The 25,301-nt window shown below is 59.1% G+C and carries 24 protein-coding genes and 1 tRNA gene; 10 read left to right on the forward strand and 15 right to left on the reverse strand.

All coding sequences use genetic code 11. The features are described 5' to 3' along the window. Positions 1-5: 5 nt before the first annotated feature. A complete protein-coding gene (locus ACZ1HH_RS13240; RefSeq protein WP_472636861.1) occupies positions 6-320 on the reverse strand; it encodes an Rdx family protein in 315 nt (104 codons plus the stop codon). Between the two features lie 2 nt (positions 321-322). After that, the gene (locus ACZ1HH_RS13245) at positions 323-1,486 is read right to left on the reverse strand and encodes an acyl-CoA dehydrogenase family protein (RefSeq protein ID WP_044026941.1); all 1,164 of its coding nucleotides are present in this window, start codon (positions 1,484-1,486) and stop codon (positions 323-325) included. 84 nt (positions 1,487-1,570) lie between these two features. Between ACZ1HH_RS13245 and ACZ1HH_RS13250 the strand changes: the two genes are divergently transcribed. Beyond that, positions 1,571-2,518 carry a GlxA family transcriptional regulator gene (locus ACZ1HH_RS13250; protein ID WP_472636862.1) on the forward strand — a complete coding sequence of 316 codons (948 nt, stop codon included), beginning with the start codon at positions 1,571-1,573 and terminating at the stop codon, positions 2,516-2,518. A 53-nt stretch (positions 2,519-2,571) separates the two neighbouring features. On the opposite strand, the gene ACZ1HH_RS13255 is transcribed toward ACZ1HH_RS13250, so the two are convergent. Continuing rightward, on the reverse strand, positions 2,572-2,946 hold the full coding sequence (locus ACZ1HH_RS13255) for an arsenate reductase family protein (RefSeq protein WP_416369277.1): 375 nt from the start codon (positions 2,944-2,946) through the stop codon (positions 2,572-2,574). Between the two features lie 87 nt (positions 2,947-3,033). On the opposite strand from ACZ1HH_RS13255, the gene ade reads away from it, so the two are divergent. The 6 genes from ade to msrA all read left to right on the forward strand — a co-directional run bounded on the left by ade (position 3,034) and on the right by msrA (position 8,876). Beyond that, positions 3,034-4,839, forward strand: a complete 1,806-nt coding sequence (ade, locus tag ACZ1HH_RS13260; RefSeq protein WP_011540113.1) for an adenine deaminase — start codon at positions 3,034-3,036, stop codon at positions 4,837-4,839. Then, positions 4,832-6,298 (forward strand): AMP nucleosidase, encoded by a 1,467-nt coding sequence (locus ACZ1HH_RS13265; RefSeq protein WP_011540114.1) that lies wholly within the window; start codon positions 4,832-4,834, stop codon positions 6,296-6,298. The genes ade and ACZ1HH_RS13265 overlap by 8 nt, the downstream gene beginning before the upstream one ends. A gap of 143 nt (positions 6,299-6,441) precedes the next feature. After that, positions 6,442-6,735, forward strand: a complete 294-nt coding sequence (locus tag ACZ1HH_RS13270) for an HU family DNA-binding protein (protein WP_011540115.1) — start codon at positions 6,442-6,444, stop codon at positions 6,733-6,735. Between the two features lie 140 nt (positions 6,736-6,875). Beyond that, on the forward strand, positions 6,876-7,793 hold the full coding sequence (locus tag ACZ1HH_RS13275) for a DMT family transporter (protein WP_472636863.1): 918 nt from the start codon (positions 6,876-6,878) through the stop codon (positions 7,791-7,793). 121 nt (positions 7,794-7,914) lie between these two features. Next, the gene (msrB, locus tag ACZ1HH_RS13280; protein ID WP_168610899.1) at positions 7,915-8,364 is read left to right on the forward strand and encodes a peptide-methionine (R)-S-oxide reductase MsrB; all 450 of its coding nucleotides are present in this window, start codon (positions 7,915-7,917) and stop codon (positions 8,362-8,364) included. After that, positions 8,361-8,876 carry a peptide-methionine (S)-S-oxide reductase MsrA gene (gene msrA / locus ACZ1HH_RS13285; RefSeq protein WP_011540118.1) on the forward strand — a complete coding sequence of 172 codons (516 nt, stop codon included), beginning with the start codon at positions 8,361-8,363 and terminating at the stop codon, positions 8,874-8,876. Before msrB ends, msrA begins: the two co-directional genes overlap by 4 nt. Positions 8,877-8,955: 79 nt before the next feature. Here msrA and ACZ1HH_RS13290 read toward each other — a convergent pair whose 3' ends face one another. The 5 genes from ACZ1HH_RS13290 to ACZ1HH_RS13310 form a co-directional block, all read right to left on the reverse strand. After that, a complete protein-coding gene (locus ACZ1HH_RS13290; RefSeq protein ID WP_011540119.1) occupies positions 8,956-10,962 on the reverse strand; it encodes a hydantoinase/oxoprolinase N-terminal domain-containing protein in 2,007 nt (668 codons plus the stop codon). 73 nt (positions 10,963-11,035) lie between these two features. After that, a complete protein-coding gene (gene queG / locus ACZ1HH_RS13295; RefSeq protein WP_472636864.1) occupies positions 11,036-12,079 on the reverse strand; it encodes a tRNA epoxyqueuosine(34) reductase QueG in 1,044 nt (347 codons plus the stop codon). 108 nt (positions 12,080-12,187) lie between these two features. After that, a complete protein-coding gene (locus tag ACZ1HH_RS13300) occupies positions 12,188-13,534 on the reverse strand; it encodes a serine hydrolase domain-containing protein (RefSeq protein WP_472636865.1) in 1,347 nt (448 codons plus the stop codon). Then, positions 13,515-14,939 (reverse strand): alginate export family protein, encoded by a 1,425-nt coding sequence (locus tag ACZ1HH_RS13305; protein WP_472636866.1) that lies wholly within the window; start codon positions 14,937-14,939, stop codon positions 13,515-13,517. The genes ACZ1HH_RS13300 and ACZ1HH_RS13305 overlap by 20 nt, the downstream gene beginning before the upstream one ends. A gap of 387 nt (positions 14,940-15,326) precedes the next feature. Beyond that, a tRNA-Lys gene (locus tag ACZ1HH_RS13310) sits at positions 15,327-15,402 on the reverse strand. A 246-nt stretch (positions 15,403-15,648) separates the two neighbouring features. Between ACZ1HH_RS13310 and dapF the strand changes: the two genes are divergently transcribed. The 3 genes from dapF to ACZ1HH_RS13325 are packed head-to-tail and all read left to right on the forward strand — an operon-like array spanning position 15,649 to position 18,277. After that, positions 15,649-16,476: a diaminopimelate epimerase gene (dapF, locus tag ACZ1HH_RS13315; protein ID WP_011540123.1), complete on the forward strand. Its 828-nt coding sequence runs from the start codon at positions 15,649-15,651 to the stop codon at positions 16,474-16,476. Continuing rightward, a complete protein-coding gene (gene mtaB / locus ACZ1HH_RS13320; protein WP_487320306.1) occupies positions 16,473-17,738 on the forward strand; it encodes a tRNA (N(6)-L-threonylcarbamoyladenosine(37)-C(2))-methylthiotransferase MtaB in 1,266 nt (421 codons plus the stop codon). Before dapF ends, mtaB begins: the two co-directional genes overlap by 4 nt. Before the next feature lie 17 nt (positions 17,739-17,755). Continuing rightward, the gene (locus tag ACZ1HH_RS13325; protein WP_011540125.1) at positions 17,756-18,277 is read left to right on the forward strand and encodes a chloramphenicol phosphotransferase CPT family protein; all 522 of its coding nucleotides are present in this window, start codon (positions 17,756-17,758) and stop codon (positions 18,275-18,277) included. Between the two features lie 140 nt (positions 18,278-18,417). Here ACZ1HH_RS13325 and ACZ1HH_RS13330 read toward each other — a convergent pair whose 3' ends face one another. The 7 genes from ACZ1HH_RS13330 to thiB all read right to left on the reverse strand — a co-directional run bounded on the left by ACZ1HH_RS13330 (position 18,418) and on the right by thiB (position 25,286). Further along, a complete protein-coding gene (locus tag ACZ1HH_RS13330; RefSeq protein ID WP_472636868.1) occupies positions 18,418-19,209 on the reverse strand; it encodes a cytochrome c1 in 792 nt (263 codons plus the stop codon). Between the two features lie 18 nt (positions 19,210-19,227). Continuing rightward, entirely contained in the window at positions 19,228-20,556 is a 1,329-nt protein-coding gene (petB, locus tag ACZ1HH_RS13335; RefSeq protein WP_011540127.1) for a cytochrome b, read from the reverse strand. A 15-nt stretch (positions 20,557-20,571) separates the two neighbouring features. Beyond that, positions 20,572-21,132, reverse strand: coding sequence for a ubiquinol-cytochrome c reductase iron-sulfur subunit (gene petA / locus ACZ1HH_RS13340; RefSeq protein ID WP_011540128.1), 561 nt, complete (start codon positions 21,130-21,132; stop codon positions 20,572-20,574). A gap of 224 nt (positions 21,133-21,356) precedes the next feature. Further along, positions 21,357-21,959 carry a glutathione S-transferase gene (locus ACZ1HH_RS13345; protein WP_487320448.1) on the reverse strand — a complete coding sequence of 201 codons (603 nt, stop codon included), beginning with the start codon at positions 21,957-21,959 and terminating at the stop codon, positions 21,357-21,359. A gap of 117 nt (positions 21,960-22,076) precedes the next feature. Beyond that, positions 22,077-22,772 (reverse strand): thiamine ABC transporter ATP-binding protein, encoded by a 696-nt coding sequence (locus ACZ1HH_RS13350; protein WP_168610754.1) that lies wholly within the window; start codon positions 22,770-22,772, stop codon positions 22,077-22,079. Continuing rightward, complete coding sequence (locus tag ACZ1HH_RS13355) at positions 22,759-24,330, reverse strand: thiamine/thiamine pyrophosphate ABC transporter permease ThiP (protein WP_487320307.1); 1,572 nt, start codon at positions 24,328-24,330, stop codon at positions 22,759-22,761. The genes ACZ1HH_RS13350 and ACZ1HH_RS13355 overlap by 14 nt, the downstream gene beginning before the upstream one ends. Beyond that, positions 24,306-25,286, reverse strand: a complete 981-nt coding sequence (gene thiB / locus ACZ1HH_RS13360; RefSeq protein WP_011540132.1) for a thiamine ABC transporter substrate binding subunit — start codon at positions 25,284-25,286, stop codon at positions 24,306-24,308. Before thiB ends, ACZ1HH_RS13355 begins: the two co-directional genes overlap by 25 nt. Between the last annotated feature and the right edge of the window lie 15 nt (positions 25,287-25,301).

Here is a 25,301-nt window from a genome sequence, read left to right on the forward strand (position 1 = left end):
TAGATCTATTCGCTTGAACTGTTGCGGTCCAGATGCCCGAGGCTCTGTTCCGGATTGATAAGGTCACGCACACGGGTCTTGAGCTCTTTGACATCTGGAAAACCGCCATCGCGCTTGCGCTCCCAGATCATTTGGTCTCCCACGGAGATCTCAAAGGTGCCCCCGATTTCGCCGGGGACCAAGGTCACACCAGCGAGCTGTTCCTGAAAGGTCGACAGCAATTCCTGGCTCATCCATGCCGCACGCAACAACCAGTTGCACCCGATACAATATGTGATGGTGATATGCGGTTTTGTTGTGGGTTCAGCCGTGGTCGACACGATCAGCCTCCGTGTGGTCTCAGCATCTCGCGGCTGATGATGTGCCGCTGGATTTCACTGGTCCCTTCCCAGATACGTTCAACGCGCGCGTCGCGCCAGATCCGTTCCAGCGGGAGTTCATCCATCAGCCCCATGCCGCCGTGGATCTGGATGGCCTCATCCGCAACCATAGCGAGCATTTCGGTCGCTTTCAGCTTGGCCATGGACATGTCGGCCTCGGTGACGCTGCCCTGATCGAACTTCCAGCCCGCCTCCCAGGTCAAGAGATTGGCGGCTTTCAACTCCATCGCCATGTCGGCGAGCTTGAACGACACGCCCTGGAATTTGCTGATGGGCTGACCAAACTGTTTGCGCTGCGCGGCGTATTCCACCGCATGTTGCAGCGCTCGATCCGCACGCCCCAGACAGGTGGCTGCAACCTGCAGACGGGTGGCACCAAGCCAGGTGTTTGCCACCTCGAACCCCTGGTCGACCTCGCCAAGGATCGCCGACGACGGCAAGCGGCAGTCATCGAACTCCAGCACCTGATTGGTGTATCCCCGATGTGACACATTGCGATAGCCGTCGCGCACTGCAAAACCGGGAGTTCCCTTATCCACAAAGAACGCCGTGATCTTTTTCTTCTTGCCGCGCGGAGTGTCCTCCTCGCCGGTCGCCATAAACACGATGGCAAAGTCGGCAATATCCGCGTGAGAGATAAAATGCTTGGTCCCGTTCAAGACCCAGTCGTCGCCTTCCTTGCGCGCCGATGCTGTCATGCCACGCAGATCGGAGCCGGCGCCCGGCTCGGTCATTGCAAGACAGTCCCATTTTTCGCCGCGAATACAGGGGAACAGATATTTTTCTTTCTGCTCGTCCGTGCCCGCAAGAAGGATATTCGAAGGACGTGCCACGGCCGTCCAGTGAAGCGCATAGTTCGCGCGCCCCAGCTCTTTTTCGTACATCAACCACGACAGGGTATCGAGCCCTGCCCCACCGACCTCCTCGGGCATGTTTGCCGCATAGAGACCAGCCTCGATGGCCTTTGACTGGAGCTCTTTAATCAGATCCATATCCAGATGGCCGCTGCGCTCGACCTCGAGTTCATGCGGATACAGCTCGTTTTCGACGAAGGCCCGTGTGGTTTCGACGATCATCGCCTGTTCTTCAGTCATCCCAAAATGCACGAGCTCTCTCCTTGTTGGCGTATCTGCTTGCTCCACAGCCTATCCTTGGCGTAGCGTCCAGATCGTGCAGATAAGGCAAATTTCATGCAGAAATGGACAAATGATCTCGCCACAGCGAGCCGGGTGGACATTCTCCTATTTGATGACTTTTCCGGTCATTGCCTCGCAAATACCGTGGAGCCGATGCGTGCCGCCAATACGCTAGCAGGGCGCGAACTCTACCGGTGGCGATTTCTATCACTGAACAGCAGCCGTGTCGTTTCATCCTCCGGCATGGAGGTGACGGCCCATGCGCAACTGGCAGACTGCCGCGGGGACATGCTGGCCGTGATGCCAAGCTATAACTTTCTGCGCCATGATGCGCCAGAAACCCGGCGCGCCCTCCGTGCTGCGGCCATGCGCTATCGCGAGTTGGCGGGGCTCGATACCGGTCCCTGGCTTCTGGCCGCAGCGGGCTTGCTGGATGGGCGACGGGCAACCATTCATTGGGACGAGTTGGAACGGTTGGCGGAGGCCTACCCCGACATTGACGTCCAGCGCAGCCGCTACGTGCTTGATGGAAACAGGACCACCTGTACCGGCGCGCTCGCGGCATTTGATCTGATGCTGGAGCGGATCGGCATCGCTCATGGTCAAGCGCTGCGGCTGGAGGTTGCGGCCCTATTTATGTCCACCGAAGGCAGCGGCCCCACACCGGAATCGATGCTGGCACGGACAAAGGTCGTGGCCCGTGCCGTCGGGGTGATGCAAGCGCATGTCGAGGAGCCGCTCTCGATCCCGGAGATCGCTCGGCAAATCGGCCGTTCGCGCAAGGATCTTGAGGCACGCATGAAATCCGATCTGGGCGCCACTCCTGCAAAAGTCTATCGACGGCTGCGCCTCATTCAGGCTCGAAAGCTCATATTAGAGACTGATATTGGCATCTCAGAGGTCGCGACCCGCACCGGATATGAAAATCCGAGCGCGCTGACACGGGCTTTTCGAGTTGAATTCGGAACAACACCCCGCGCCCTGCGCGCCCCGACCTCGTGATGTCATCCACCGGCCTTTTTTACCCAGGTATCGACCACGCGCCCTCAGGCCATTCAAACCGAGGTCCCCTGCGATTTGCCGTCCAAAAGCTCAAGCACCGCAGCTGCAGGTCGACACAGCTTCACCCCATTTCGGCAGGCAACGATCGGTCGATTGACCAACTCCGGATGGGCGACCATCGTCTCAAGGATCAGATCCGCGCTCACATCATCGACCAAGAGGCCGAGCGCCTCGGCCGGAGAGCGCGTGCGCCGCAGCGCCGTATGCGGAGTCAGCCCGGCGGCAGCAAAAAGCCCCAAAAGCTGCGGGCGTGTCCAACCTGTGCTCAGATACTCCACAATAGTTGGCGCGTATCCTGCGTCGCGGATCATCCGCAATACGTCCCGTGATTTGCTGCAATCGGGATTGTGGTAAATGACGATATCCAAGGGCGTGCTCCGGCATGAGGTCATGAGGCTGTTATGAACTCGGATTACGGGTCTTGCACCCACCTGCGCAATCAATAACAGTAGGCCATGACACATAAGACCTTCCCAAGCTGGCCCGACGTCGCCCCCCAACTGATCGAAACTGCTGCCGGACGCAGCCCCGCCGATACCGTGATCCGTAACGGTAAATGGGTGAACGTGCACACGCGCGAGGTTCTTGAGGGACATGACATCGCGATCAAGGCAGGCAGGATCGCCTATGTCGGACCGGATGCCTCCTATTGCACGGGGCCAGAGACCGAGGTGATCGACGCTGAGGGGCGCTACATGATGCCTGGGCTCTGCGATGGACATATGCACATCGAATCCGGGATGCTGACCCCCGCAGAATTCGCCCGCGCCGTTATCCCGCATGGCACAACGACCATGTTCACTGACCCGCATGAGATCGCAAATGTCCTGGGACTTGAGGGCGTGCGCTTAATGCATGACGAGGCGCTGTTGCAGCCGGTCAATATCTACACGCAGATGCCGTCCTGCGCCCCCTCTGCGCCGGGGCTGGAGACCACCGGCTATGAGATCTCCGCCGAGGATGTCGCTGAGGCCATGACCTGGCCGGGGATCATCGGCCTCGGTGAAATGATGAATTTTCCGGGTGTCGCTCATGGTGATCCAAAGATGCTAGCGGAAATCGCCGCAACCCAGCGCTCCGGCAAAACTGTAGGCGGCCACTATGCCTCGCCAGATCTTGGACCGGATTTTGCAGCCTATGTGGCAGGCGGCCCCGCAGATGACCACGAAGGCACCTGTGAGGCGGACGCCATCACACGGATGCGACAGGGCATGCGGGCAATGGTGCGCCTCGGATCCGCCTGGTATGACGTCGAGGCCCAGATCACAGCGATCACCGAGAAGGGCCTTGATCCGCGCAATTTCATCCTCTGCACCGATGACTGCCACTCCGGAACGTTGGTCAATGAGGGTCATATGAACCGCGCAGTGCGTCACGCAATCGACTGCGGCTGCGATCCGCTGATCGCGATCCAAATGGCGACGATCAACACTGCAACACACTTTGGGCTCGAGCGCGAAATTGGCTCCATCACCCCCGGTCGACGGGCCGATATCATCCTGACATCTGACCTGAAAACGCTGCCCATCGAAGTGGTGATCGCGCGTGGGCAGATTGTGGCTGAATCAGGCTCTATTAAGGTGGAATGCCCCCATCTTGATTGGCCAGAAAGCGCTCGCGGTACGGTGCATCTGGGCCACACGCTCGCTGCGACGGACTTTGAACTGGCAGCACCAGAAGGGGCAAATGCCGTCACCGCAAATGTGATTGGCGTGGTGGAGAACCAAGCCCCGACCAAAGCGCTCAAAGCGGAGCTACCGGTGCGCGATGGTCTGGTTGAGGGTGAAGGCGATGTCTGCCAGATCGCCCTTGTTGAGCGTCACCGGGCCACAGGCGGCGTGACCAACGCCTTCGTGTCGGGTTTCGGCTACGAAGGGAAAATGGCGATGGCCTCGACCGTGGCGCATGACAGCCATCACATGATTGTGGTCGGCACTGACCGCACCCAAATGGCCCTTGCCGCCAACCGTCTGGCCGAGGTCGGCGGTGGCATCACGATTTTCCGGGATGGCGCGGAGCTGGCGTTGGTGGAGCTGCCTATTGCCGGTCTGATGTCCGACAGCCCGGCCTCAGAGGTCGCCGCCAATGCACAGAAACTCGTAGAGGCCATGCAGGCCTGCGGCTGCACTCTGAACAATGCCTATATGCAACACTCTCTCTTGGCACTTGTGGTGATCCCGGAACTGCGGATCAGCGATCTTGGCCTTGTAGACGTGCGTAGTTTCAAGAAAATTCCAGTAATCGAGCCGTTCAATGAATGATGTAAAAACACCTGACCTGCCCGCTGCCGAAAGCTTTACCGACGCCAAAGCGGCCGTAGCGCGCCTGATTGAGCTCTACGATAGCGCAACCAATTTTCTCTGTGACGAGTTTATTGCCGCGATGAGCGCCGGAGCTGCGCCGAGCAGCCGCATGCGAGCCTACTATCCCGAAGTGCGCTTCACCACCACGACCTACGCGCAGGTGGACAGTCGCCTGAGCTTTGGTCATGTGGCCGATCCCGGCATCTATTCCACCACCGTCACACGGCCCGATCTGTTTCGTCATTACCTGGAGCAGCAAATCGGGTTGCTGATCAAGAACCACGACCAGCCGGTGACAGTGGGGGTATCGCAAACGCCGATGCCAGTGCATTTTGCTGTCGCCTCGCGCCCGGGACTGACAGTACCGCAGGAGGGCGCCGCGCGCTTCACCCTGCGCGATGTTTTTGATGTGCCGGATCTCGCCACAACAAACGACGACATCGTAAATGGCACCTACGTGCCCGAAAACGGTGTCGGTCCGCTGTCGCTCTTTACCGCCCAGCGCGTCGACTACTCTCTGGCGCGCCTGTCACACTACACCGCGACCGACCCGGAGCATTTCCAGAACCATGTGTTGTTCACCAACTACCAGTTCTACGTGACAGAGTTCGAAGCCTATGCGCGCGAACAACTGGCCGATCCAGACAGCGGCTACACCAGTTTTGTCTCCACCGGAAACGTCGAGATCACCAAAGCGGATGGAGAGCTGCCAGCATCGCTCAAGATGCCGCAGATGCCGACTTACCACCTGAAACGCCCCGACGGAAACGGCATCACACTGGTCAACATTGGCGTTGGCCCGTCAAACGCGAAAACCGCAACCGATCACATTGCGGTCCTGCGCCCACACGCCTGGCTGATGGTGGGCCATTGTGCGGGTCTGAGGAACTCTCAGGCATTGGGAGATTTTGTGCTTGCTCATGCCTATCTGCGCGAGGATCACGTTCTGGATGACGACCTGCCGGTCTGGGTACCGATCCCGGCATTGGCAGAAATTCAGGTCGCGCTCGAGGAAGCCGTGGCAGAGGAAACCGGACTCGAAGGCTATGATCTCAAGCGGATCATGCGGACTGGCACCGTTGCAAGCCACGACAACCGCAACTGGGAACTGCGCGACCAGTCTGGTCCCGTGCAACGTCTGAGCCAATCCCGTGCGATTGCTCTTGATATGGAGAGCGCCACCATCGCCGCCAATGGCTATCGGTTCCGGGTTCCCTACGGCACGCTCCTGTGCATTTCCGACAAGCCCCTGCACGGTGAATTGAAGCTGCCCGGCATGGCGTCCGATTTCTATCGCACGCAGGTGTCGCGGCATCTGCTGATCGGGATCAAGGCAATGGAGCGACTGAGAACAATGCCGCTCGAGCGTCTCCACAGCCGGAAACTGCGCTCTTTTGACGAAACGGCCTTCCTGTAAAGGCGAAAATATGCTGTTTTCCACGGAAAATTGCTTGTTTGGCGCTTGATCTTGTGCGCTACGCGTTGTGTTGTCCCACTACATAACGCTAATGTTACGCGATGAGGCCCCAACACGTCGGGCAGTTTCAAGGAGAGCTAAGAATGTCCAAACCGATGACCAAAACTCAGCTTGTGGCAGCACTGGCTGAGGAAATGGACAGCGACAAGAAAACCGCTGGTGCCGCTCTGGATGCCGTTTGCAACCTGATCACCCGCGAAGTGTCTGGCGGCGGTGCCGTGACTCTGCCGGGTGTTGGCAAGATCTACTGCCGTGAGCGTCCCGAGCGCGAAGTCCGCAACCCGGCCACCGGCGAGAAGTTCATGAAAGAAGCAGACAAGGTCGTGAAAATGACCATCGCCAAAGCGCTCAAGGACAGCGTCAACGGCGAAGGCTGATCCACATCTGGATCAAGGCCAATGGCTTCGGGGCTGCCCTTTTGGGCGGCCCTTTTCTTTTGTACCAATCTCTTCGCGCTGCCTTTCCAGCCTCGCGGCAACTGGCTAACGTCCCGCCTTATCAATAGGGGACAAGTGATATGGATCTGCGCGCGATTTTGATGGGGTTGGCCTTCGCCCTGATGTGGTCCTCTGCCTTTACCTCGGCGCGGATCATCGTTGCGGATGCGTCTCCGCTCTTTTCTCTGGCGATGCGGTTCTTGCTCTCTGGTCTCATAGGCGTGGCGATCGCACGCGCCATGGGGCAGACGTGGCGCCTGACGCCCGCACAGTGGAAGGCGACGATCCTTTTTGGGATCTGCCAGAATGCGCTCTACCTCGGCCTGAACTTCGTGGCGATGCAATGGGTCGAAGCCTCTATGGCAGCCATTATCGCCTCCACAATGCCGCTCCTGGTCGCCTTGGCATCCCTGGTGCTGTTTCGCGAGCCGATCCGGCCTCTCGGCATGCTGGGTTTGGTCGCGGGCGTTGCTGGTGTTGCCTTGATCATGGGCACCCGGATCAGCGCCGGTGTCGACCTCCTTGGCATTGCGCTCTGCGGTCTTGGAGTGCTGGCGCTAACCACGGCGACGCTAGCCTTGCGCGGGGCGACCTCGGGTGGGAACTTCATGATGGTGGTTGGTCTGCAGATGCTTGTGGGCTCCGCTGCGCTCTTTCCCGCAGCCTTTGCGTTTGAGACCATTCGTGTTGACCCAAGCTGGCCTCTGGCGATCGCTTTTGTCTATACCACCTTCGTCCCCGGTTTGGCCGCGACTTTGATCTGGGTGATGCTCTTGAACCGGATCGGGGCTGTGCGCGCCGCGACTTTCCACTTCCTGAACCCGGTCTTCGGTGTCGCTGTTGCAAGCGCACTCCTTGGCGAGAGCCTCGGGCTCCTCGATATGGTTGGGGTCGCGGTTGTAACCTTCGGAATTCTGGCGGTGCAACTAGCGCGGCAACCCGCTACCGCAGCCCCAGCGCGCACGTCTACAGCCGAGCCGCAGATGGTTCAGCGTTGAACGACGGTGTTCACATTTGCGCGCATCTCAAGCACAAGAGAGCCAATAGGGATGGATTGGGGTTTGAAAACGCGCCCACCAACCCCAGCTATAGACGCATCCAATCAGGTGGGAGGGCCCCATGACCAAGTATTTCAAGAACCCCGACGCCATCGCTGCGCTGTCAGAAGAAGAATTCTACGTCACACAGAATTCTGGCACCGAACGTCCCGGCACCGGCAAGCTCCTGTCCAACAAGGAACCCGGCATCTATGTGGACATCGTCTCGGGCGAGCCGCTGTTTGCCTCGTCCGACAAATATGAATCAGGCTGTGGCTGGCCAAGCTTCACCAAGCCGATCGAACCCGCACATGTGCAGGAACTCGAAGATCGCACCCTCGGCATGATCCGTACCGAGGTGCGCTCTACCCATGGCGACAGCCACCTCGGCCATGTCTTTCCCGACGGCCCTGCTGATCGCGGCGGTCTGAGATATTGCATCAACTCGGCGTCCTTGCGCTTTATTCACCTCGACGACATGGAGGCGGAAGGCTATGGCGCCTACATCAACCAAGTGGAGGACAACCGATGACCACAACTGAACGCGCCGTTCTGGCAGGCGGCTGCTTCTGGGGCATGCAGGAGCTAATCCGCCATCGCAAAGGCGTCCTCAGCACCCGCGTCGGCTATACCGGTGGTGATGTGCCCAATGCGACGTACAAGAACCACGGCACCCACGCAGAAGGCATCGAGATCACCTTTGATCCCGAACAGACCTCCTATCGCGAGATGTTGGAGTTCTTTTTTCAGATCCATGACCCAACAACGGTCAATCGTCAGGGTAACGATATCGGTATGAGCTATCGCTCTGCGATCTACTACGTCGATGCGCGTCAAAAACAAATTGCCGAGGACACGATTGCCGATGTCGAAGCTTCCGGAATTTGGCCCGGCAAGGTCGTGACCGAAGTGGAACCCGTTGGGGATTTCTGGGAGGCCGAGGCAGAGCATCAAGACTACCTGCAGCGCCTGCCCAATGGCTATACCTGCCACTTTCCCCGTCCCGACTGGGTCCTGCCCAAACGGGATCAAGCTGCAGAATAACCCCTGTTAGAGCCTAGTTTTCGTGGGTTCTTGCAACAAATAGGCCGCTTCCAGTTGGGGGCGGCCTTTTGTTTGGTCGCTAAGCATGTGCCACGCGCGGGCGACCGCTTGCTTCTACGGTGAGGGTTGCCTCGACAAACACCTGCCGCGCCTCAACCTCTGCGGTGCGCAGATCCTTGGTCACATGCACATGGATATCTCCTGCCCCGGCTTCCTCTGCGGCTGCAACGGTCTCGGCGCGCAGGGCGTATTCTAGCGCCGTCAGTGCTGCTTCGCTCTCGGTGAAATCCACGGGGCCATCAGCCAGATGTACACGAAAGCGACCCTCGGACGGGGCTGTCACAGTGCCCGAACGGCGCTGCACAATCCGTCCGACCACGGCGCCGATTGCGTTTGCAACACCAGCGTGTTCAGGCAGGATCATATTGCAGCGTAGACGCTCCCCCACCGCCGGGTAATAACTAGGTGCTGATGCGCCCAATCCGATCACATCCACATTCACCCGCGCATCAAGCGCCACAAGCCCGGTGTGCCCCTGAAGCCCCCGTTGCAGCAGAACATGCCGCGCCAGATCAGACGGACTGCCACCAAACAGAGCCCGCTCTTCGGAGAAAACAGACTCTAATAAGGTCAATGCAGTCTGTTCGGTAAGTTGATCCACGATCATTTGGGCCAGCGTGTCCGCATCCTTTGCAACCATGTCGCCGCTCCCGACGCGGCGCTTGGCAAAGATTGTCAGCGCCTTGTGTGCCGCCTCATTGTCCCAGGTCGACACCCGCCCGAGAGCGTGACTCGCATCCGAAGGCGTCACACCGGCCATTTGCACCAACCCACGGTCGATCAGTCGGCTCAGGGCACTTTGGTCCACGCGCGATCGCAGCACCTCGCCAAGCGGACGGACATCCTGTCCGATCCGAGACAACAGAGCCTCCTCACGCGCACTCAGACCATGCGCTTGTTGCCCGGTCACGCCACGCACGAAACGCCCGTCATATTCCCCGATCACCTGCGCATGAAGCTGTGTGTCGAGCGCCGCATGAACGGTTTCCGGCGCCTGCGTGGCGATCAGGGAGATCGGCAAGACCCGGCGCGGCCCCAGCGCAACTCCACCACGCAGCCCTTCCCGCTGCAAATGCACTTCGCTGTCGCCTCCAAGCCCCGTGGTGCGCATGGCGACTGCCTCGACCATGGTGCGATATCCGCCAACTTCTGCACCGTCCGGATCGATCTTTGGCAGGCCGCGTTCGATCAAGGCAACATCGGTGGTGGTGCCACCGATATCGCTGACCAACGCATTTTCTGCTCCCGTCATCCACCGCGCTCCGACAATGGAGGCGGCAGGCCCGCTGAGGATCGTTTCGATGGGGCGTGCGCGGGCCTGGTCCGTGGACATCAGGGCACCGTCACCCCGAACCACCATCATCGGCGCCTCCACCCCCAGCGCCGTCAACGTATCCGCAGCACGACCGATCAACCGGTCGATCATCCCAATCAGCCGCGCATTCAGAACGGCCGTCAGCGCCCGCTTGGGCCCATTGAGCTTTGCCGAGAGCTGATGCGAACAGGTTACAGGCGCGCCGGTGTGCTCTTGAATGAGGCGCGCGACTTCCAATTCATGGGCCGGATTGCGTGTCGCAAAAACGCCCGCAACGGCAAAGCCGCTCACACCAGTAGATTCAGTCTCTAAAAAGGCGATAAGAGCCTCTTTGTCCAACACAGCTGCTTCGGAACCTGCATGGGTGTGGCCACCAGCGAGGAGCAGGACCGGATCCCCCTTGAGCGCAGTGTCCAGGCCGTGACGCTCCAGATCCTGCGCGCTGAAGCCGATGTAGATCAAAGCCACGCGCCCGCCCTGCCCTTCAACCAATGCGTTGGTTGCAAGCGTAGTGGACAATGCGGCCATGGAAATATCCGCGGGCGCAACACCGGACTGCGCCAACACCGCGCGGACCGCGCCGCCGACCCCAATCGCAAGATCCTCGCGTGTGGTGAGCGATTTGGCCGAGGCAATCACCTCGGACTCATCGCGGATCAACACCGCATCGGTGTAAGTCCCACCCGTGTCGATCCCAAGCAATATCGCCATCTCGCCCTCGCAGTCCGTATTTGTCTGCTCCGGTTTAGCGACTGGTTGCGTCACGTCCACTCTGTTTGCGTCATTACGGCAACCGGGCTGCCGCCCAGCGCGCAGCCTCGGCAACCGTGGGATCAGGATCATCGCAAAGCGCCTGCGCAAACACATGCAACCCTGCATCACCCGAGTTCCCGATAGCATAGAGCACATTCCGCACAAAGCGATCCCGGCCAATGCGTTTGATCGGTGAGCCAGAGAACCGCGCACGAAACGCAGCGTCATCCAGCTGCGACAACTCCGCAAGGGGCGGAGCAATGGTTCCCTCGCGCGCGGCATAACGCATATCAGAGGCCTCTACCGCAAACTTGTTCCACGGGCAGGCTGCAAGACAATCGTCACACCCATAGATCCGGTTGCCAAGCTTTGTGCGCAACTCCTCCTCGATCGGACCTTTGTGCTCGATTGTCAGATATGAGATGCAGCGCCGCGCATCGAGCTGGTACGGCGCGGGAAAGGCGTCGGTCGGGCACGCCGTCAAACAGGCGCGGCAGGACCCGCAGTGATCCGGCTCCGGCGCATCCACAGGCAGGTCTAATGTTGTAAAGATAGACCCTAAAAAGGCCCAGTTGCCCCAGTCTCTGCTCACAAGGTTGGTGTGCTTTCCTTGCCATCCCAGCCCAGAAGCCTGGCCGAGTGCTTTTTCAGGCACCGGCGCGGTGTCGACAAAAACCTTTACCTGCGCCTCGTCAGGGGCCTCTTCGATCAACCACCGCGCCAAGCGTTTGAGACGTTTCTTGACAAGATCATGATAGTCCTTCCCTCGCGCGTAAACCGAGATCGCGGCACGATCGGGCAAGTCAACAACGGCCATGGGATCTTCGTCCGGTGTGTAGCTTTCAGCCAGCATGATAACGGAGCGCGCCTCCGGCCAGAGCGCGGCAGGGTTTTCGCGCCAATTGATCCGCTCGGCCATCCATTTCATCTGACCGTGATACCCGGCCTCGAGAAACGCGCGCAGACGCTCCGGCACCTCAGGGACATCCCAGGGCCGACACAGACGTACCGAGGCAAAGCCTTCAGCCTTTGCCTGCGCAATCAGTCGTGTCTTGAGTTCGGCTGCCGTTTCCATCGTCACAGACCTAGCGATCCCACAAGAGAGGTCAATATCAGAGCGGCCATGACCAGGGCACACTGAGGCCAATGGCGACGGATCCGCAAACCTGTGACCGACTCCTCCTTAGGGGCGTGTTGCCATCAAATGCTCTGCGACAGCTTGATAGGCAGGAAGCGAGGTTGGGTCGATAAATCCGATCTGCGCTTTGGGAAATGAGGAAAGCCGTACCAGCACCATTTCGGCCGTGGGATCCACATAGATTGTCTGACCGTGAACACCGCGCGCCGCATAAGCGCCATGCGCATTGTGGAGTACCCACCATTGGCTGGTGTAGCTGCCAGCACCAAAGGTGGGAAAACCATCGCCGAACTTGGACCGGTCGCCACCGGCGCTGATCTTGGCAACCACCTCGGTGGGGAACAGGCGCTGCCCATTAAGCTCCCCTTCGTTCAGCATCAGCTGTCCCAATCGCCCAAGATCACGCAGACCCGCGGTGATGCCGCCACCAGCGAATGGAACACCCTTGGCGTCCACGGTTTGATAGGCATCCTGCTCCACCCCCATCCGGCGCCAGAGACGATCGGACACAACATCGGTGACCGACTGCCCCGACACGCGACTGATGATCCAGCCCAGCATATCGGAGTTGATGGTTTTATAGTGAAACGCGTCCCCGTGATTGCCCTCTGGCATCACCTGCTGCAGGTATTCCCAATACCCGTTCGGCCCTACATACCCCTCTGGTTTTGGGAGCGGGCTAGCCGCGTTGGAATAGAGCCAGATATCCGCGTTGGGGTCTGAGTAGTCCTCGGAGTACTGCACCCCGGTTGTCATATCCATCACCTGACGCACGGTCGCAGTCGCAAAGGCGCTGTCGCCGATCTCGGGGATGATGTCACGCACCAATGCCGTGTCATCTAGCAGCCCCTCAACAACCATGATTTCCGCCATAAGACCGGTAAAAGACTTGGTCATGGACATGATCGCGTGTTTGCCGTCCTCTTCAAGGCAACCAAAATAGCGCTCATAGACAACTTCGCCTTTATGCAGGATCAGCATGCCATCGGTGTAATTCGCGTAAAGCGACTGCTCCCACGTCATCTCTGCATCACTGTTCTGAGGCATGAAGGTAACCGCATCGATCTCCGCTCGCAGCTCGGCAAACTCGGACGCGGAAGGGTAGGTCAACGGCACCGGAGCGCTGAGTCCGCGACTGATCTCCTCGGTCGGTAAGAACTCGCGCAAATGACAGACCGACCAGCGCAGTCTTGGAAAGCTGAAGTAGACGCTGTCAGGTTGGGTAATGATCTTGTCAGCGGGCGGTGGAAAGCCTTGCATCCAGCCCATGACATTGGGGTCGGATTCTTGCGCAGACAGCGGTGCGGATTGCGCGCCCGCCTGCGATGAGACGACAAGCGCAACCGCCGCCGCCAGAGTTGCTGCAAAGAAATTAGAAGTTGACGACGACATTGATGAAACCTCCTGTCCAAGGGTCCGCAGTTGCACCGATGACATTGTCGATGCCAGCACCGGGAAAGGACACAGAGATCCCAGCAGTCAGAAACGTATTGCGGTTGATAATTCTGCTGTATTCGAGAAACAGGTCATCGGCGAGATGACTATCCGTGACCCCCGACACGACATTCCCGTTCAGATCGACGCGCGTTGCCTGCCCGAATTGGACGGGGCTGTTGAGCTCATTCGCCCGGATGTGCGCATACCGTAGCGTCCAGGTGTCCTGTCGTGACGGTTGAAGGCGCAAGGCCAGCGTCAGCGCGTTCACATTCGAGTTGATGAAGGTGGAGGCGGATTTTGATCCCGTGGCCCAGGCGCTTGGGCTACCTTGATAATAGAGTGGATCAAACCGCTCGAGTTTTGTGGTGTTTGGATCGTCTCCGGAAAAGCTCTGATATCCAATGGTGAGATTCGGGGACCAGGCCAGACCCTCGAATGTGTAGCCCGCCGTGACCCGTCCGGCCCAAGCCTCCAGGTCGATGCGGTCATTCCATTGATAGGCGACCTCTCCGGTGAACGTCCAATTCTCCAGCCCGTTATCAAATGGATTTGTGCGCCCATACAGGCCAAGCGTACGAGTTCCTTCGCGCCCCCCGGGAAGGATGCTCGGGGCGCCGACACCACCGGGGGCTGCTTTCGGATAAGACGATTCGGAGTTCAGAACATCCACATAGGTGACGCCCAGATAGCCACCTGCCGGGGCGTCGTACCGCAGATCAACCCCCGCCAGATTGTTGTTTCCATCTGTCGAGGGCAGTTCATTCGGATCAAGGTAGAATGCCGTCCCCGAGACCTGCCCCAATGTGAACCGGCCAATCGCCGCCCCTTCCCAGGCCTTGCGGGGCCCAAATTTCAACGCACCACGTTCAAAACCACTGGTCGCGCCATTGGCAATCAGCATGCCTGTGCCCAGCGTGAGCTCGCGTGCACCAAGAGACAGATCATACGTCGCATCCGGTCCAAGCCTGCCACGAATCGCGATGTAGGCCTCCTCCAGCGTGGTGGCGCCAGTATCGCCGTAGTCAAAAGCATCCTTCCCCCATGTGTAGGACGCCACGCCGGAGAACTTGCCATAGAGCGTCGCGCCGGTATCAAGCCGATATTCAAAGCTGATGCCCGGCTTGATGTAGCTTTCAAGCCAGCGGGTATCGGGATCAAACCCGCTACCCGGCGCGGTGGTGGCAGCGAGATCCCAAAAGAGATTGTCCTCTGCCACCGCATTTAATCCCGCCTGAAAATGCCCACGCACTGTCAACGCATCGCGCTCGTATAAGAGCATCGGGTCGCGTTCCTGAGCAGACGCCGCAATGGCAAGGGAGGAGGCGCTCGCAACAAGGCAATATCGTCTCAAGACTCTCATGGCTTTCTCCCTCACTCGATCTATGGCTTGGCACAGTCTTAGGCTGATTTTCGTCGAGGCTAGCATCTTAGATCGCACCACGATAGCGCGCCTGCAGAATCACCCACCAAAGTCCCAATGCGGCTTCATCCGGCAGGGGTTCAAATCAACAAGCGACCAAGCCCGTCTGCCAATCTCGTTTCGTCATAGATTTTGGGGCTTCAAGCGCGTTACAGCGGCAGCGAGATCGAGTTGGCGTAAGAGGTGTCGAGTTTAGAGAAGTGAGCGATTTCCTGCACCAGCTCTCACAGGAAGCGAAACTCAATATCGGTTTTGCGTGATATCTACGCGCTCCGATCGGGTATTGTGAATGCAGTTTTCGCTGCAAGCCGCGATATTTGGAGAAAGTGGTGAGCCGTGCAGGATTCGAACCTGCGACCCACTGATTAAAAGTCAGTTGCTCTACCAACTGAGCTAACGGCCCACTCTCTGTGAAGACTTATTCCGGCCTTCTCGGACAACCTGATAACTGGATTAGTCTATAAAGATCAACTTGTTATTCAGAACCGGACCGTTGCGCGTTGGTGTGTTGCACCGTTCCGATAGGGGGGGCTTCTACGGTTTAGCCAGCAGAGGGTCAACCCCTTTTTCGAAGTTTTCTGCGCTATCTCTGGATTCATTTTAACATCAGGTCTATATGCGCTTCATGACCTCCCCAGGATCCGATCATATGTTGCCGTTCATGAAGATGCATGGGCTTGGAAATGACTTTGTCGTCATCGATGCCCGCGAGTCAGATATCGAAATCACCCCTGCAATGGCCAAGGGGATTGCCCACCGCCAGATGGGTCTCGGATTTGACCAACTCGCCGTCATCGCTACCGCTGACGCGTCTACAGAAGCGGATGCGCATCTGGTGTTCTACAACGCTGACGGCTCTACTTCAGGGGCCTGCGGGAATGCGACACGCTGTATCGCAAGGTACCTGATGGATCAGAGCAACAAGCCGTCGCTGCGGTTGACAACCGACCGGGGTGTCCTGATTGCAACGGACGCAGGTGAGGGGCTGACCTCGGTGAACATGGGTGCGCCGCAGCTCAGTTGGGATGAAATCCCGCTCGCGGAGGAGTTGGAAACGCTAGAACTCCCCATCGAAGGCGCGCCAAGCGCCACTGGCATGGGCAACCCGCATTGTACGTTCTTTGTTGAGGACGCAGAGGTGATACCACTGGCGGAATTTGGTCCTCGTTACGAACATCATCCCCTCTATCCGGAACGCACCAATGTTCAGATCGCCCATGTCGTTGGCCCGAACCATCTCAGGATGCGCGTCTGGGAGCGCGGTGTTGGCATTACCCTTGCATCAGGCTCCTCCTCCTGCGCAACAGCGGTAGCAGCCGCCCGCAAGGGTCTCACAGGGCGCAAGGTACAGATCGATCTGGATGGAGGTACACTGTGGATCGATTGGCGCGACGATGGGGTCTGGATGACCGGACCAACAATGCATGTCGCCAATGGCAGCTTTACACGGCAATTCCTCGAAAGCTTGTCCGAATGAGCAACGCGCCAAAATTCACAACGCTCGGCTGTCGGCTCAATGCCTATGAAACAGAGGCCATGAAGGAGCTCAGCCGCCAGGCGGGCCTTGAGGGTGCCGTAGTGGTCAATACCTGTGCCGTAACCGCCGAGGCAGTGCGCAAGGCGCGTCAGGAAATTCGCAAACTGCGGCGCGATCACCCGGATGCGCCCATCATCGTCACCGGATGTGCCGCCCAGACCGAGCCGGAAACCTTTGCCGCGATGAGCGAAGTCACGCAGGTCATTGGCAACACCGAAAAGATGCAGCCCGAAACATGGCAGCGCATGGCCAAGGGGCCGGATTTCATCGGCGCCACCGAAAAAGTGCTGGTGGACGACATCATGTCGGTGACAGAGACCGCAAGTCATCTGATTGATGGGTTCGGGACCCGGTCCAGGGCCTATGTGCAGGTCCAAAACGGCTGCGATCATCGCTGCACCTTTTGCATCATCCCCTATGGCCGCGGCAATTCCCGCTCCGTGCCTGCCGGCGTTGTTGTGGATCAGATCAAGCGTCTGGTCGACAAAGGCTACAACGAGGTGGTGCTGACCGGGGTCGATCTGACCAGCTGGGGCGCGGATTTGCCCGCAAGTCCCAAGCTGGGAGACCTTGTGATGCGAATCTTGAAGCTCGTCCCAGATTTGCCCCGTCTGCGTATCTCGTCGATCGATTCGATCGAAGTGGACGAAAACCTGATGCAGGCCATCGCCACAGAGCCACGCCTGATGCCCCACCTGCATCTGAGCCTGCAACATGGCGATGATCTCATTCTAAAGCGGATGAAACGGCGCCATCTGCGCGATGACGCCATTCGGTTCACGGAGGAAGCCCGCAAGCTGCGTCCGCAGATGACCTTTGGCGCGGATATCATCGCCGGCTTTCCGACCGAAACCGAATCGCATTTTGAAAACTCGCTCAAACTCGTAACCGAATGCGACCTCACCTGGCTGCATGTCTTCCCCTATTCCAAGCGCGAGGGAACCCCAGCCGCCAAGATCCCGTCACAGGTCAATGGCAATGTGATCAAGGAACGTGCTGCGCGCCTGCGTGCCATCGGCGAAGCACAGATTACCAGACACCTCTCCGAGCAGATCGGTCGTCAACATAGCATCTTGATGGAAAACCCTCACATGGGGCGCACAGAACAGTTCACCGAAGTGCGCTTTGCCACACCGCAGACCGAAGGCGCCCTCGTTCAGGCGCAGATCACCGGGAGCGATGGGCTGCAGCTCACCGCCTGACGCCGGGAGGCCGCCCAATGGCGCTGATACTGTTTCTGCATGGCCCCTCCAGCAGCGGCAAATCCACACTCGCCAAAGCGATCAGAGAGGCTTCCTCCCGACCGCTCCTGCATCTCTCCATCGATCATCTGCGCGACAGCGGAGCCTGGGAGCCGCAGGCCTACCCGGATTGGGCAGGAGCGCGCGCTGGATTCTTCTCCGGCTTTCACAGGGCGGTCAAAGCCTTTGCGGATGCCGGGAACGATCTGATCCTTGAGCATATCCTCGACACGCCGGGCTGGCATGCTGATCTCCAGCAGCTCTTTTGCGGCCACAAGGTCATTTTCATCGGCCTCACGCCCTCGCTATCCACGCTCGAGACCCGCGAGGCCGCGCGCGGCGACCGCCCGGCGGGCAGCGCAGCGCGGGATTTTGAACATGTTCACCGCGACCTCAGCTATGATCTGACGCTGGATGGCTCCGCCCCCCTCCAGGAGAGTGTCAGATCCATCCTGTCGATGACCTCTGCACCACTAGCCCGCTCCCGGTTCTTCAACTGATCCCCTCCCCCTTCTTCTAACGGCAAATATCCCGGGGTGAATGCGCCGTCAGGCGCAGAGGGGCTGGCCCCATTTCTAGAATCAAAAAAACCCCCGCATCCGAAGATGCGAGGGTTTCTCAAACTTTCAGCAGGATACCCTTAGGAGGTTTTCTTGCCTTTGTGCGGGGCCCAGAGGCGTTTGTTGGTGAGGTAAAGCAGAACCGACAGCACGGTCAGGAACAGCACACCAACAAAACCGGCTTGCTTGCGCGCCATCATCTTGGGCTCTGCAGTCCACATCAAAAACGCCGAAACATCCTTCGAGAGGTTCTCGAGGTCGTTTTCATGACCGTCGATGAACTCCACCTGCTCATCCGCGAGCGGCGGTGCCATCGAGATCCAGCCACCGGGGAAGGCGGTGTTCTTGTAGAACGTGGTCCCGGCTTCCACCTTGGTTTCGCCGGTGTAGCCGGTCATCAGGGAGGCGATGTATTCCGCGCCGCCCATGCCCTTGAAGAGCTGGTTGATGCCAAGGCCATAGGGACCGTGGAAACCCGCACGCGCCTTTGCCATCAGGCTCAGATCCGGTGCGCCAAGGGCCGTGTTCTCCGGGAAATGATCCACCGGTTTGGCCGAGCGGAAATCATCAAGCTCGGGGTCGAACACCTCGAAGTTGTCCGCCGCGTAAGCCCGGACCTGATCTTCGGGCATGCCCGGGCCATCAGAGTCAGAGAGAGTGCGGATCGGTACTTGCTTCAGACCGTGACATGCCGCGCAGACCTCGGTGTAGATCTGAAGGCCACGCTGAAGCTGGTTCTGGTCGTAGGTGCCAAACGGCCCCTCAAAAGAGAAGGCGTAGTCTTCGACATGGCCGCCTGCCCCAGCCGCGAAAGACGCGGCCGGAACAAGTGCCAGAGCAAAGGCAGCACCGGTTACAATTTTCTTGAACATTGGTAGCTGTCCTTCTTCTTATTCAGCAGGAGTAGCTTCGGATTTCTTGCCGTAGTGGGCATTGAAATCGTCTTCGATGGTGGCGGGGATAGGTTCTGGCTTCTCGATCACACCCAGAAGCGGCAGGATCACGAGGAAGTATGCGAACCAATAGGCCGATGCGATCAGCGAGAAGGTCGCATAAGGCTCTTCCGCAGGCATCGCCCCCAGCCACATCAGGGCAAAGAAGTCGATGACCAGAAGCAGGAACCACCACTTGAACTGCGGGCGATACTTGCCCGAGCGCACACGAGAGGTGTCGAGCCAGGGCGCCAGTGCCATGACGGCAATCGCACCAAACATCGCCAGAACACCAAAGAACTTCGCATCGATGATACCACCAGTCACAAAGGAGGCGATCTGTACAACCCAAACTTCAGAGGTGAAGGCACGCAGGATCGCGTAGAACGGCAGGAAGTACCATTCCGGGACGATGTGCGCAGGTGTCACCAGCGGGTTGGCCTCGATGTAGTTATCCGGGTGGCCAAGATAGTTCGGCATGAAGCCGACAATCGCCCAGAAGATCACCAGCACAACCGCGAGGCCGAGGAAATCCTTGATCACGAAGTAGGGCCAGAACGGCAGGGTGTCTTTCTTGGCTTCTTCCTTGGAACCGCGACGCACATCAACACCGGTCGGGTTGTTGTTGCCCGTGGTGTGGAAGGCCCAGATGTGAACGATCACGAGGGCCGCAATCACGAAGGGCAGGAGGTAGTGCAGCGAGAAGAAGCGGTTCAGGGTCGCATTGCCCACCGAGGGTCCGCCCAGAAGCCAGGTCTGGATCGGCTCGCCGATGAACGGGATCGCGCCAAAGAGGCCGGTGATCACGGTTGCACCCCAGAAGGACATCTGACCCCAAGGCAGAACGTAGCCCATGAAGGCGGTGCCCATCATCATCAGATAGATCAGCATGCCCACGATCCACGTGATTTCACGCGGGGCCTTGTAGGACCCATAAAACAGGCCGCGGAAGATGTGGATGTAGACGGCAACAAAGAACAGCGATGCACCATTCATGTGCAGATACCGCAGCATGTAGCCGCCGTTCACGTTGCGCATGATGTGCTCGACAGAGGCAAACGCCAGATCGGCGTGCGGCGTGTAGTGCATCACCAGCATGATGCCGGTCACGATCTGCAGCGCCAGACAGAAAGCGAGGACGATGCCCCAGATCCACCACCAGTTCAGGTTCTTCGGGGTGGGGATCATGATGGTGTCATAAACGAGGCCAACGATCGGCAGGCGGCTGTGCAGCCACTTCTCTGCGCCCGTCTTTGGCTCGTAATGGTCGTGCGGAATACCAGACATTGCGTGCGCCCCTCCTTATCCCAGCTTGATGGTGTTTTCGTCGGTGAACTCTGCCACCGGGATGTGAAGGTTCTGCGGTGCGGGGCCTTTGCGGATACGACCTGCGGTATCGTAGTGCGAGCCGTGGCACGGGCAGAACCAGCCGTTGAATTCGCCGGCACCGTCGCCGAGCGGAACACAGCCGAGGTGGGTACAGACACCCATCATCACCAGCCATTCACCATTCTCATCAAGAGTACGGTTTTCATCCGAAGCATCGGTCCCCGGCTTGTTGGGGTTCTCCGAAGAGGCGTCGATCAGCTCTGCCATCTCGACAGCGCGTGCTTCGTCAATTTCTTCCTGTGTGCGGCGGCGAATGAACACCGGCTTACCAAGGAACATAACAGAGATCTGCGTGCCGACGTCGACGCCTGAAATGTCCACAAGGATGGAGGACAGGGCCTGAACGTCAGCCGAGGGATTCATCTGGTTGACCAGTGGCCAAACGGCGGCACCCGCGGTGACTGCCCCTGCGCCAGCGGTGGCGTAGTAGAGGAAATCTCTCCGGGTTCCTTCGTGGTCTTCTGCGTGGGACACGAGTTTTCTCCAAGTTTCAGCGCCCGTTTAGGGCAAACATGCGCTTACACCGCAATAAACGCGGTGACTCAGCCGCGTGTCTAGCGATGCAAACCGGGTTCGTCTAGCGGTCAAAGCAGCGCAGGCCCGCTTGAATGATGCATTCTGTCGCAGAACTGTTGCACTGCTGCGCCTTCAGTACCTATCTGCGTTAGCTTCCTTTAAAACGAAGTGAACTCCGATACTCAACTTTGGCGCGGATTCGTGGCCACCATGGCGGGGCGCGTTTCAAAGGTTTTGAACCATGCGGCCAACTCGGGCGCAGCGGCGCGCCAGTTCAGATCAGGGTGCCTAAAATCCACATAGTCCAGGGCCGCAGCAACAGCCAATTGGCCAATATTTATTGGGCCGGACAACAAAGGCATCCAGCGCGCCTCTACAGCACTGCAACCGCCAAGCACCTTGCGAGTCTGTCCCTCGAGGCAAGCATCCCATTGTTTTTCAGCTGGGCGCAGGCGCTTTTCGTAAGACATGGAGACCGCAGCATCCATGATCCCGTCGGCTGTCGCCTCCAGAACCTTTATGTCCCAACCGCCACGGTACAGCGTGCTCCCTGCGCGGGAGTCCAAAAATTCGCAAATAACCCGACTGTCATAAAGGGTGGGGCCGCCTTCGCGGGCCAGAGCTGGGATTTTTGCCAGCGGATTGCTGGCAGCAAGGGCCGAATCCGGTTCTGTCACCGTGGTGGCAACAAGCTGCAGTTCCACGTCATCCAACTGCTCTGTCTCGTGCAGAACCAGAACCACTTTGCGAACAAAGGGGGAAGCGGGCGAATAAAAAAGCTTCATCTCATGAGGTCTCCCAAGTTGGCGCAACTCTAGCGGGTAGATGCCCGTTTGGGAAATGGGTGATCGCAAAAACCGCACAGAGCGGCTGGCATTTCGACGCAATCCCTCGTCACGAAATCAGGCTCCGAGGTATCCCCGAAGCGCTGGCGGCGGGTTGTCCAACAAGGCATGCGTCGGCGCAGGAGGATACAATTGACCTTCGGCTATCAGGATCACCTGATCGGCAATGCGGCGCGCATCATCTGGATCATGACTCACCATCAACAAGGTGACACCGTTTTCAGAGGTGATTTCCTTGACGAGATCGAGCATCTCGGCCTTGAGCGCCGGCCCCAGTGCCGCAAACGGCTCGTCCAGAAGCAAAATATCGCGTCTTTGCACCAACACCCGGGCCAGCGCCGCACGGCTTTGCTGCCCTCCCGAAAGCTCTGCTGGCTTGCGCTCCTCCAGGCCGCCCAGCCCCACACGCGCAATGGCCTCCTCCACAGTCTGCCTCTCCTTCGACGTGAGCTTCCGATTGGGATCAATCCCAAGCCCGGCATTCTGGCGCACGGTCAGGTGTGGAAATAGATTGCCATCCTGAAAGAGCATCGCCACCGGGCGTTGTCCCGGCCTGTGCGCAGTGAGATCCTCGCCACGCCAGAGGACCTGACCCGCGTGCAACGGTTGAAACCCCGCAATCGCCTCGAGCAGGGTGGATTTCCCGGCACCCGAAGGCCCGATAACCGCCACGGAGTCGGCCGCGCCTATCGACGCCGTGCCCGACAGACAAAAGCTGCCTTTGCGAATATCGAGATTTTCAAGCCTCAGCATGAAAACGCCCTCCCCGGTCCAGCGCCCAGAATGCACCTATCGACAACACAAACAACAGGAGCGCCGCTGCCTGCGCCGCCTCCATCCGGTAGGCCCCCATCAGCCGGTAGACCTGGAGCGGCAGGGTGGCGACTTCTGGATCAGCAAAAAGTGCGATTACACCAAGATCGCCAAGCGAAAGCGCAGCAGTAAGCCCGGCTGCGAATCCGATCTGCGCGCGGCAGCGCGGCAGCAGAACAATCCTCCAGACCGTACCCGCGCGCATATCCAGCGCCAAGGCAAGACGGCCATTCTGCCAAAGCACCTGCCGCAGGCGTGGCACGAGGATGCGCAGCGCAAAGGGCAAGGCCATTACCATGTTCACGAGGGCCGTCACCGGAAGAGCCAAGAGGCGCGGATCCACAAAGGGATAGACCATGACAAACAATCCAGTCCCTATCACCAATGGCGACGCGGCGAGCCCAAGGATCCCCGCGACCTCGCCCAGGCGCTTGCGTCCAAGCGCGATGCTCGCCGAGAGCGGCAGCGCAACAATCAACAACAGCACCGTACTCAGGATTGCAACCTGCAAAGAGACCAATGCCGCGCTCCAGACCGAACGCGGCAGCGTCCAAAGCCCCGGGAGCCCTGCCAACACCACCGACAGCAATGGCAACAGCAGGAAGAGAGCGGCAGCGGAAACCCAGACACCATCCAGACAGCGCGTGAATGCGCCTTTGCCGTCCCAACGCATCACCGCACGATCAAGCCCAGCCCCCAGCCCCTCGGTGGTGGAGGCCCGAAGCGCTAGAAGTGCTGCCACAATGGTCAGTACAAGCTGCACAGTCGCAAGCATCGCCGCCCGCCCAAGATCAAAGTCAAAATGAAAGGCCTGGTAGATCGCGAGCTCAAGCGTGGTGGCGCGAGGCCCGCCGCCCAGGGTCAAGGCAACCGCAAAGCTGGAAAGGCAGATGGCAAAAATCACCGCCGCAGCACCCGGCAAGACCTGTCGCAGCATCGGCAATTCGATCAAGAACCACATTGCGCGCGGCCCCGCGTTCAACTGTGCCGCCAAACGAAAGCGTTCGGCCGGGATTTCTTGCCAGCCCTGAAGGATCAGACGGGTCGCCAGTGGCAAGTTAAAGAACACATGGGCAATCACTACCCCGTGCAGCCCGTAGATCTGCAAGGGCGGCACGCCGATGAGGCTGAGGATGTCACTCACCCAACCAGACCGCCCAAAGACAGAGAGCAATCCGAGAATGGCAACAATCACGGGCAGGATGAATGGCGCGCCGAGCAAGGTAATGAGTGCACGCCGCCCCCAAAAGCGCCGCCGCGCCAAGGCACGCGCCACAGGCACGGCAAGCCCGACACTCAGCAGCGCAGACAGGCTTGCTTGGACGAGCGTGAAGCGAAGCGCGGCCCAATCGGCTGCGGCAAACCCAGCGCCCCCGTCAGCATGCCAAGCGACCGCGACAAGCGTGCCCAGAACCAAGAGCAACACTCCAAGAGCAGCGCAGGTTCCGGGCCAGGTCGCGACGACGGGCAAGCTTATCGGCTGAGCGCTGCGCGCCATTCTTCCAACGCCTCGGCGCGCAGCGCTGCGGCTTCGTCCTCGGGCAGAAGCAGTGATTTCTCCGGGCTGATCAGGGTTTCAAACCCCTGTGGCAAGCCTGAATCAGGCGTGACGGCGGGGTACATCCAGTTTGTGGTTGGGATGATCGACTGGAAGGCATCAGAGACCATGAACTCGAGGAACTGATCCGCCAATGCGCTCTCGTCGCTCGCCGCGAGCTTGCCCGCGACCTCGACCTGCATGTAGTGACCTTCATCGAATAGCGCAGCCGACTTGCTGTCATCCTCTTCGGCGATCAGATGATAGGCGGGCGACGTGGTGTAGGAGAGCACCATATCTGCCTCGCCTTCGAGGAACAGTCCGTATGCTTCGGACCAGCCTTTGGTGACGGTGACGATATTGTCGCTGAGACCTTCCCAGAGGGCAGGCGCGTCCTCCCCATATGCGGCCTTTACCCACATCAAGAGCCCCAGTCCCGGCGTCGAGGACCTTGGATCCTGGATCACGATTTTCAGATCACTGTCAGCCAAGGCTTCAAAGTTCGAAGGTGCCGGAACATCTGCGTTGTGAACAAATGCAAAATATCCCCAGTCATAGGGGGCAAAATGCGTGTCGCTCCAAGTGATCGGCAGGGCGTAATCGGCCTCAACCGACACTGGCGCAAACAATCCGGTTTCCTTGGCTGCCGCGGTAAGGTTGGTGTCGAGCCCTAAGACCACATCCGCGTCAGACCGAGCGCCTTCCAGTTTGATCCGCGCGAGCAGCGCAGCGCCATCGCCCGCGCCGACGAATTTCAGATCGCATCCGCAGACCGCTTCAAAAGCCTCTTCGACGGCCGGTCCGGGTCCCCATTCCGAGACAAAGCTGTCGTAAGTATAGACCACCAATTCCGGCGTATCCGCAGCCGCGACTGCAGTAGCTAAACAAGTGGCGCTCGCAAAGATGAGGGATTTCATGTCGTCCTCCAATAT

This window comes from Epibacterium sp. HA2-3, assembly GCF_055693725.2.

Bases quoted from the DNA above. Each gene is read 5' to 3' on its own strand.
- ACZ1HH_RS13330 (WP_472636868.1), bottom strand. From the start codon at position 19,209: ATGTTCAAGAAAATTGTAACCGGTGCTGCCTTTGCTCTGGCACTTGTT.
- ACZ1HH_RS13355 (WP_487320307.1), bottom strand. From the start codon at position 24,330: ATGGCGCGCAGCGCTCAGCCGATAAGCTTGCCCGTCGTCGCGACCTGG.
- ade (WP_011540113.1), top strand. From the start codon at position 3,034: ATGACACATAAGACCTTCCCAAGCTGGCCCGACGTCGCCCCCCAACTG.
- msrA (WP_011540118.1), top strand. From the start codon at position 8,361: ATGACCACAACTGAACGCGCCGTTCTGGCAGGCGGCTGCTTCTGGGGC.
- ACZ1HH_RS13325 (WP_011540125.1), top strand. From the start codon at position 17,756: ATGGCGCTGATACTGTTTCTGCATGGCCCCTCCAGCAGCGGCAAATCC.
- ACZ1HH_RS13300 (WP_472636865.1), bottom strand. From the start codon at position 13,534: ATGTCGTCGTCAACTTCTAATTTCTTTGCAGCAACTCTGGCGGCGGCG.
- ACZ1HH_RS13290 (WP_011540119.1), bottom strand. From the start codon at position 10,962: ATGGCGATATTGCTTGGGATCGACACGGGTGGGACTTACACCGATGCG.
- ACZ1HH_RS13350 (WP_168610754.1), bottom strand. From the start codon at position 22,772: ATGCTGAGGCTTGAAAATCTCGATATTCGCAAAGGCAGCTTTTGTCTG.
- ACZ1HH_RS13265 (WP_011540114.1), top strand. From the start codon at position 4,832: ATGAATGATGTAAAAACACCTGACCTGCCCGCTGCCGAAAGCTTTACC.
- queG (WP_472636864.1), bottom strand. From the start codon at position 12,079: ATGGAAACGGCAGCCGAACTCAAGACACGACTGATTGCGCAGGCAAAG.
- ACZ1HH_RS13345 (WP_487320448.1), bottom strand. From the start codon at position 21,959: ATGAAGCTTTTTTATTCGCCCGCTTCCCCCTTTGTTCGCAAAGTGGTT.
- ACZ1HH_RS13305 (WP_472636866.1), bottom strand. From the start codon at position 14,939: ATGAGAGTCTTGAGACGATATTGCCTTGTTGCGAGCGCCTCCTCCCTT.
- petB (WP_011540127.1), bottom strand. From the start codon at position 20,556: ATGTCTGGTATTCCGCACGACCATTACGAGCCAAAGACGGGCGCAGAG.
- msrB (WP_168610899.1), top strand. From the start codon at position 7,915: ATGACCAAGTATTTCAAGAACCCCGACGCCATCGCTGCGCTGTCAGAA.
- dapF (WP_011540123.1), top strand. From the start codon at position 15,649: ATGTTGCCGTTCATGAAGATGCATGGGCTTGGAAATGACTTTGTCGTC.
- ACZ1HH_RS13250 (WP_472636862.1), top strand. From the start codon at position 1,571: ATGCAGAAATGGACAAATGATCTCGCCACAGCGAGCCGGGTGGACATT.
- ACZ1HH_RS13275 (WP_472636863.1), top strand. From the start codon at position 6,876: ATGGATCTGCGCGCGATTTTGATGGGGTTGGCCTTCGCCCTGATGTGG.
- thiB (WP_011540132.1), bottom strand. From the start codon at position 25,286: ATGAAATCCCTCATCTTTGCGAGCGCCACTTGTTTAGCTACTGCAGTC.
- ACZ1HH_RS13270 (WP_011540115.1), top strand. From the start codon at position 6,442: ATGTCCAAACCGATGACCAAAACTCAGCTTGTGGCAGCACTGGCTGAG.
- mtaB (WP_487320306.1), top strand. From the start codon at position 16,473: ATGAGCAACGCGCCAAAATTCACAACGCTCGGCTGTCGGCTCAATGCC.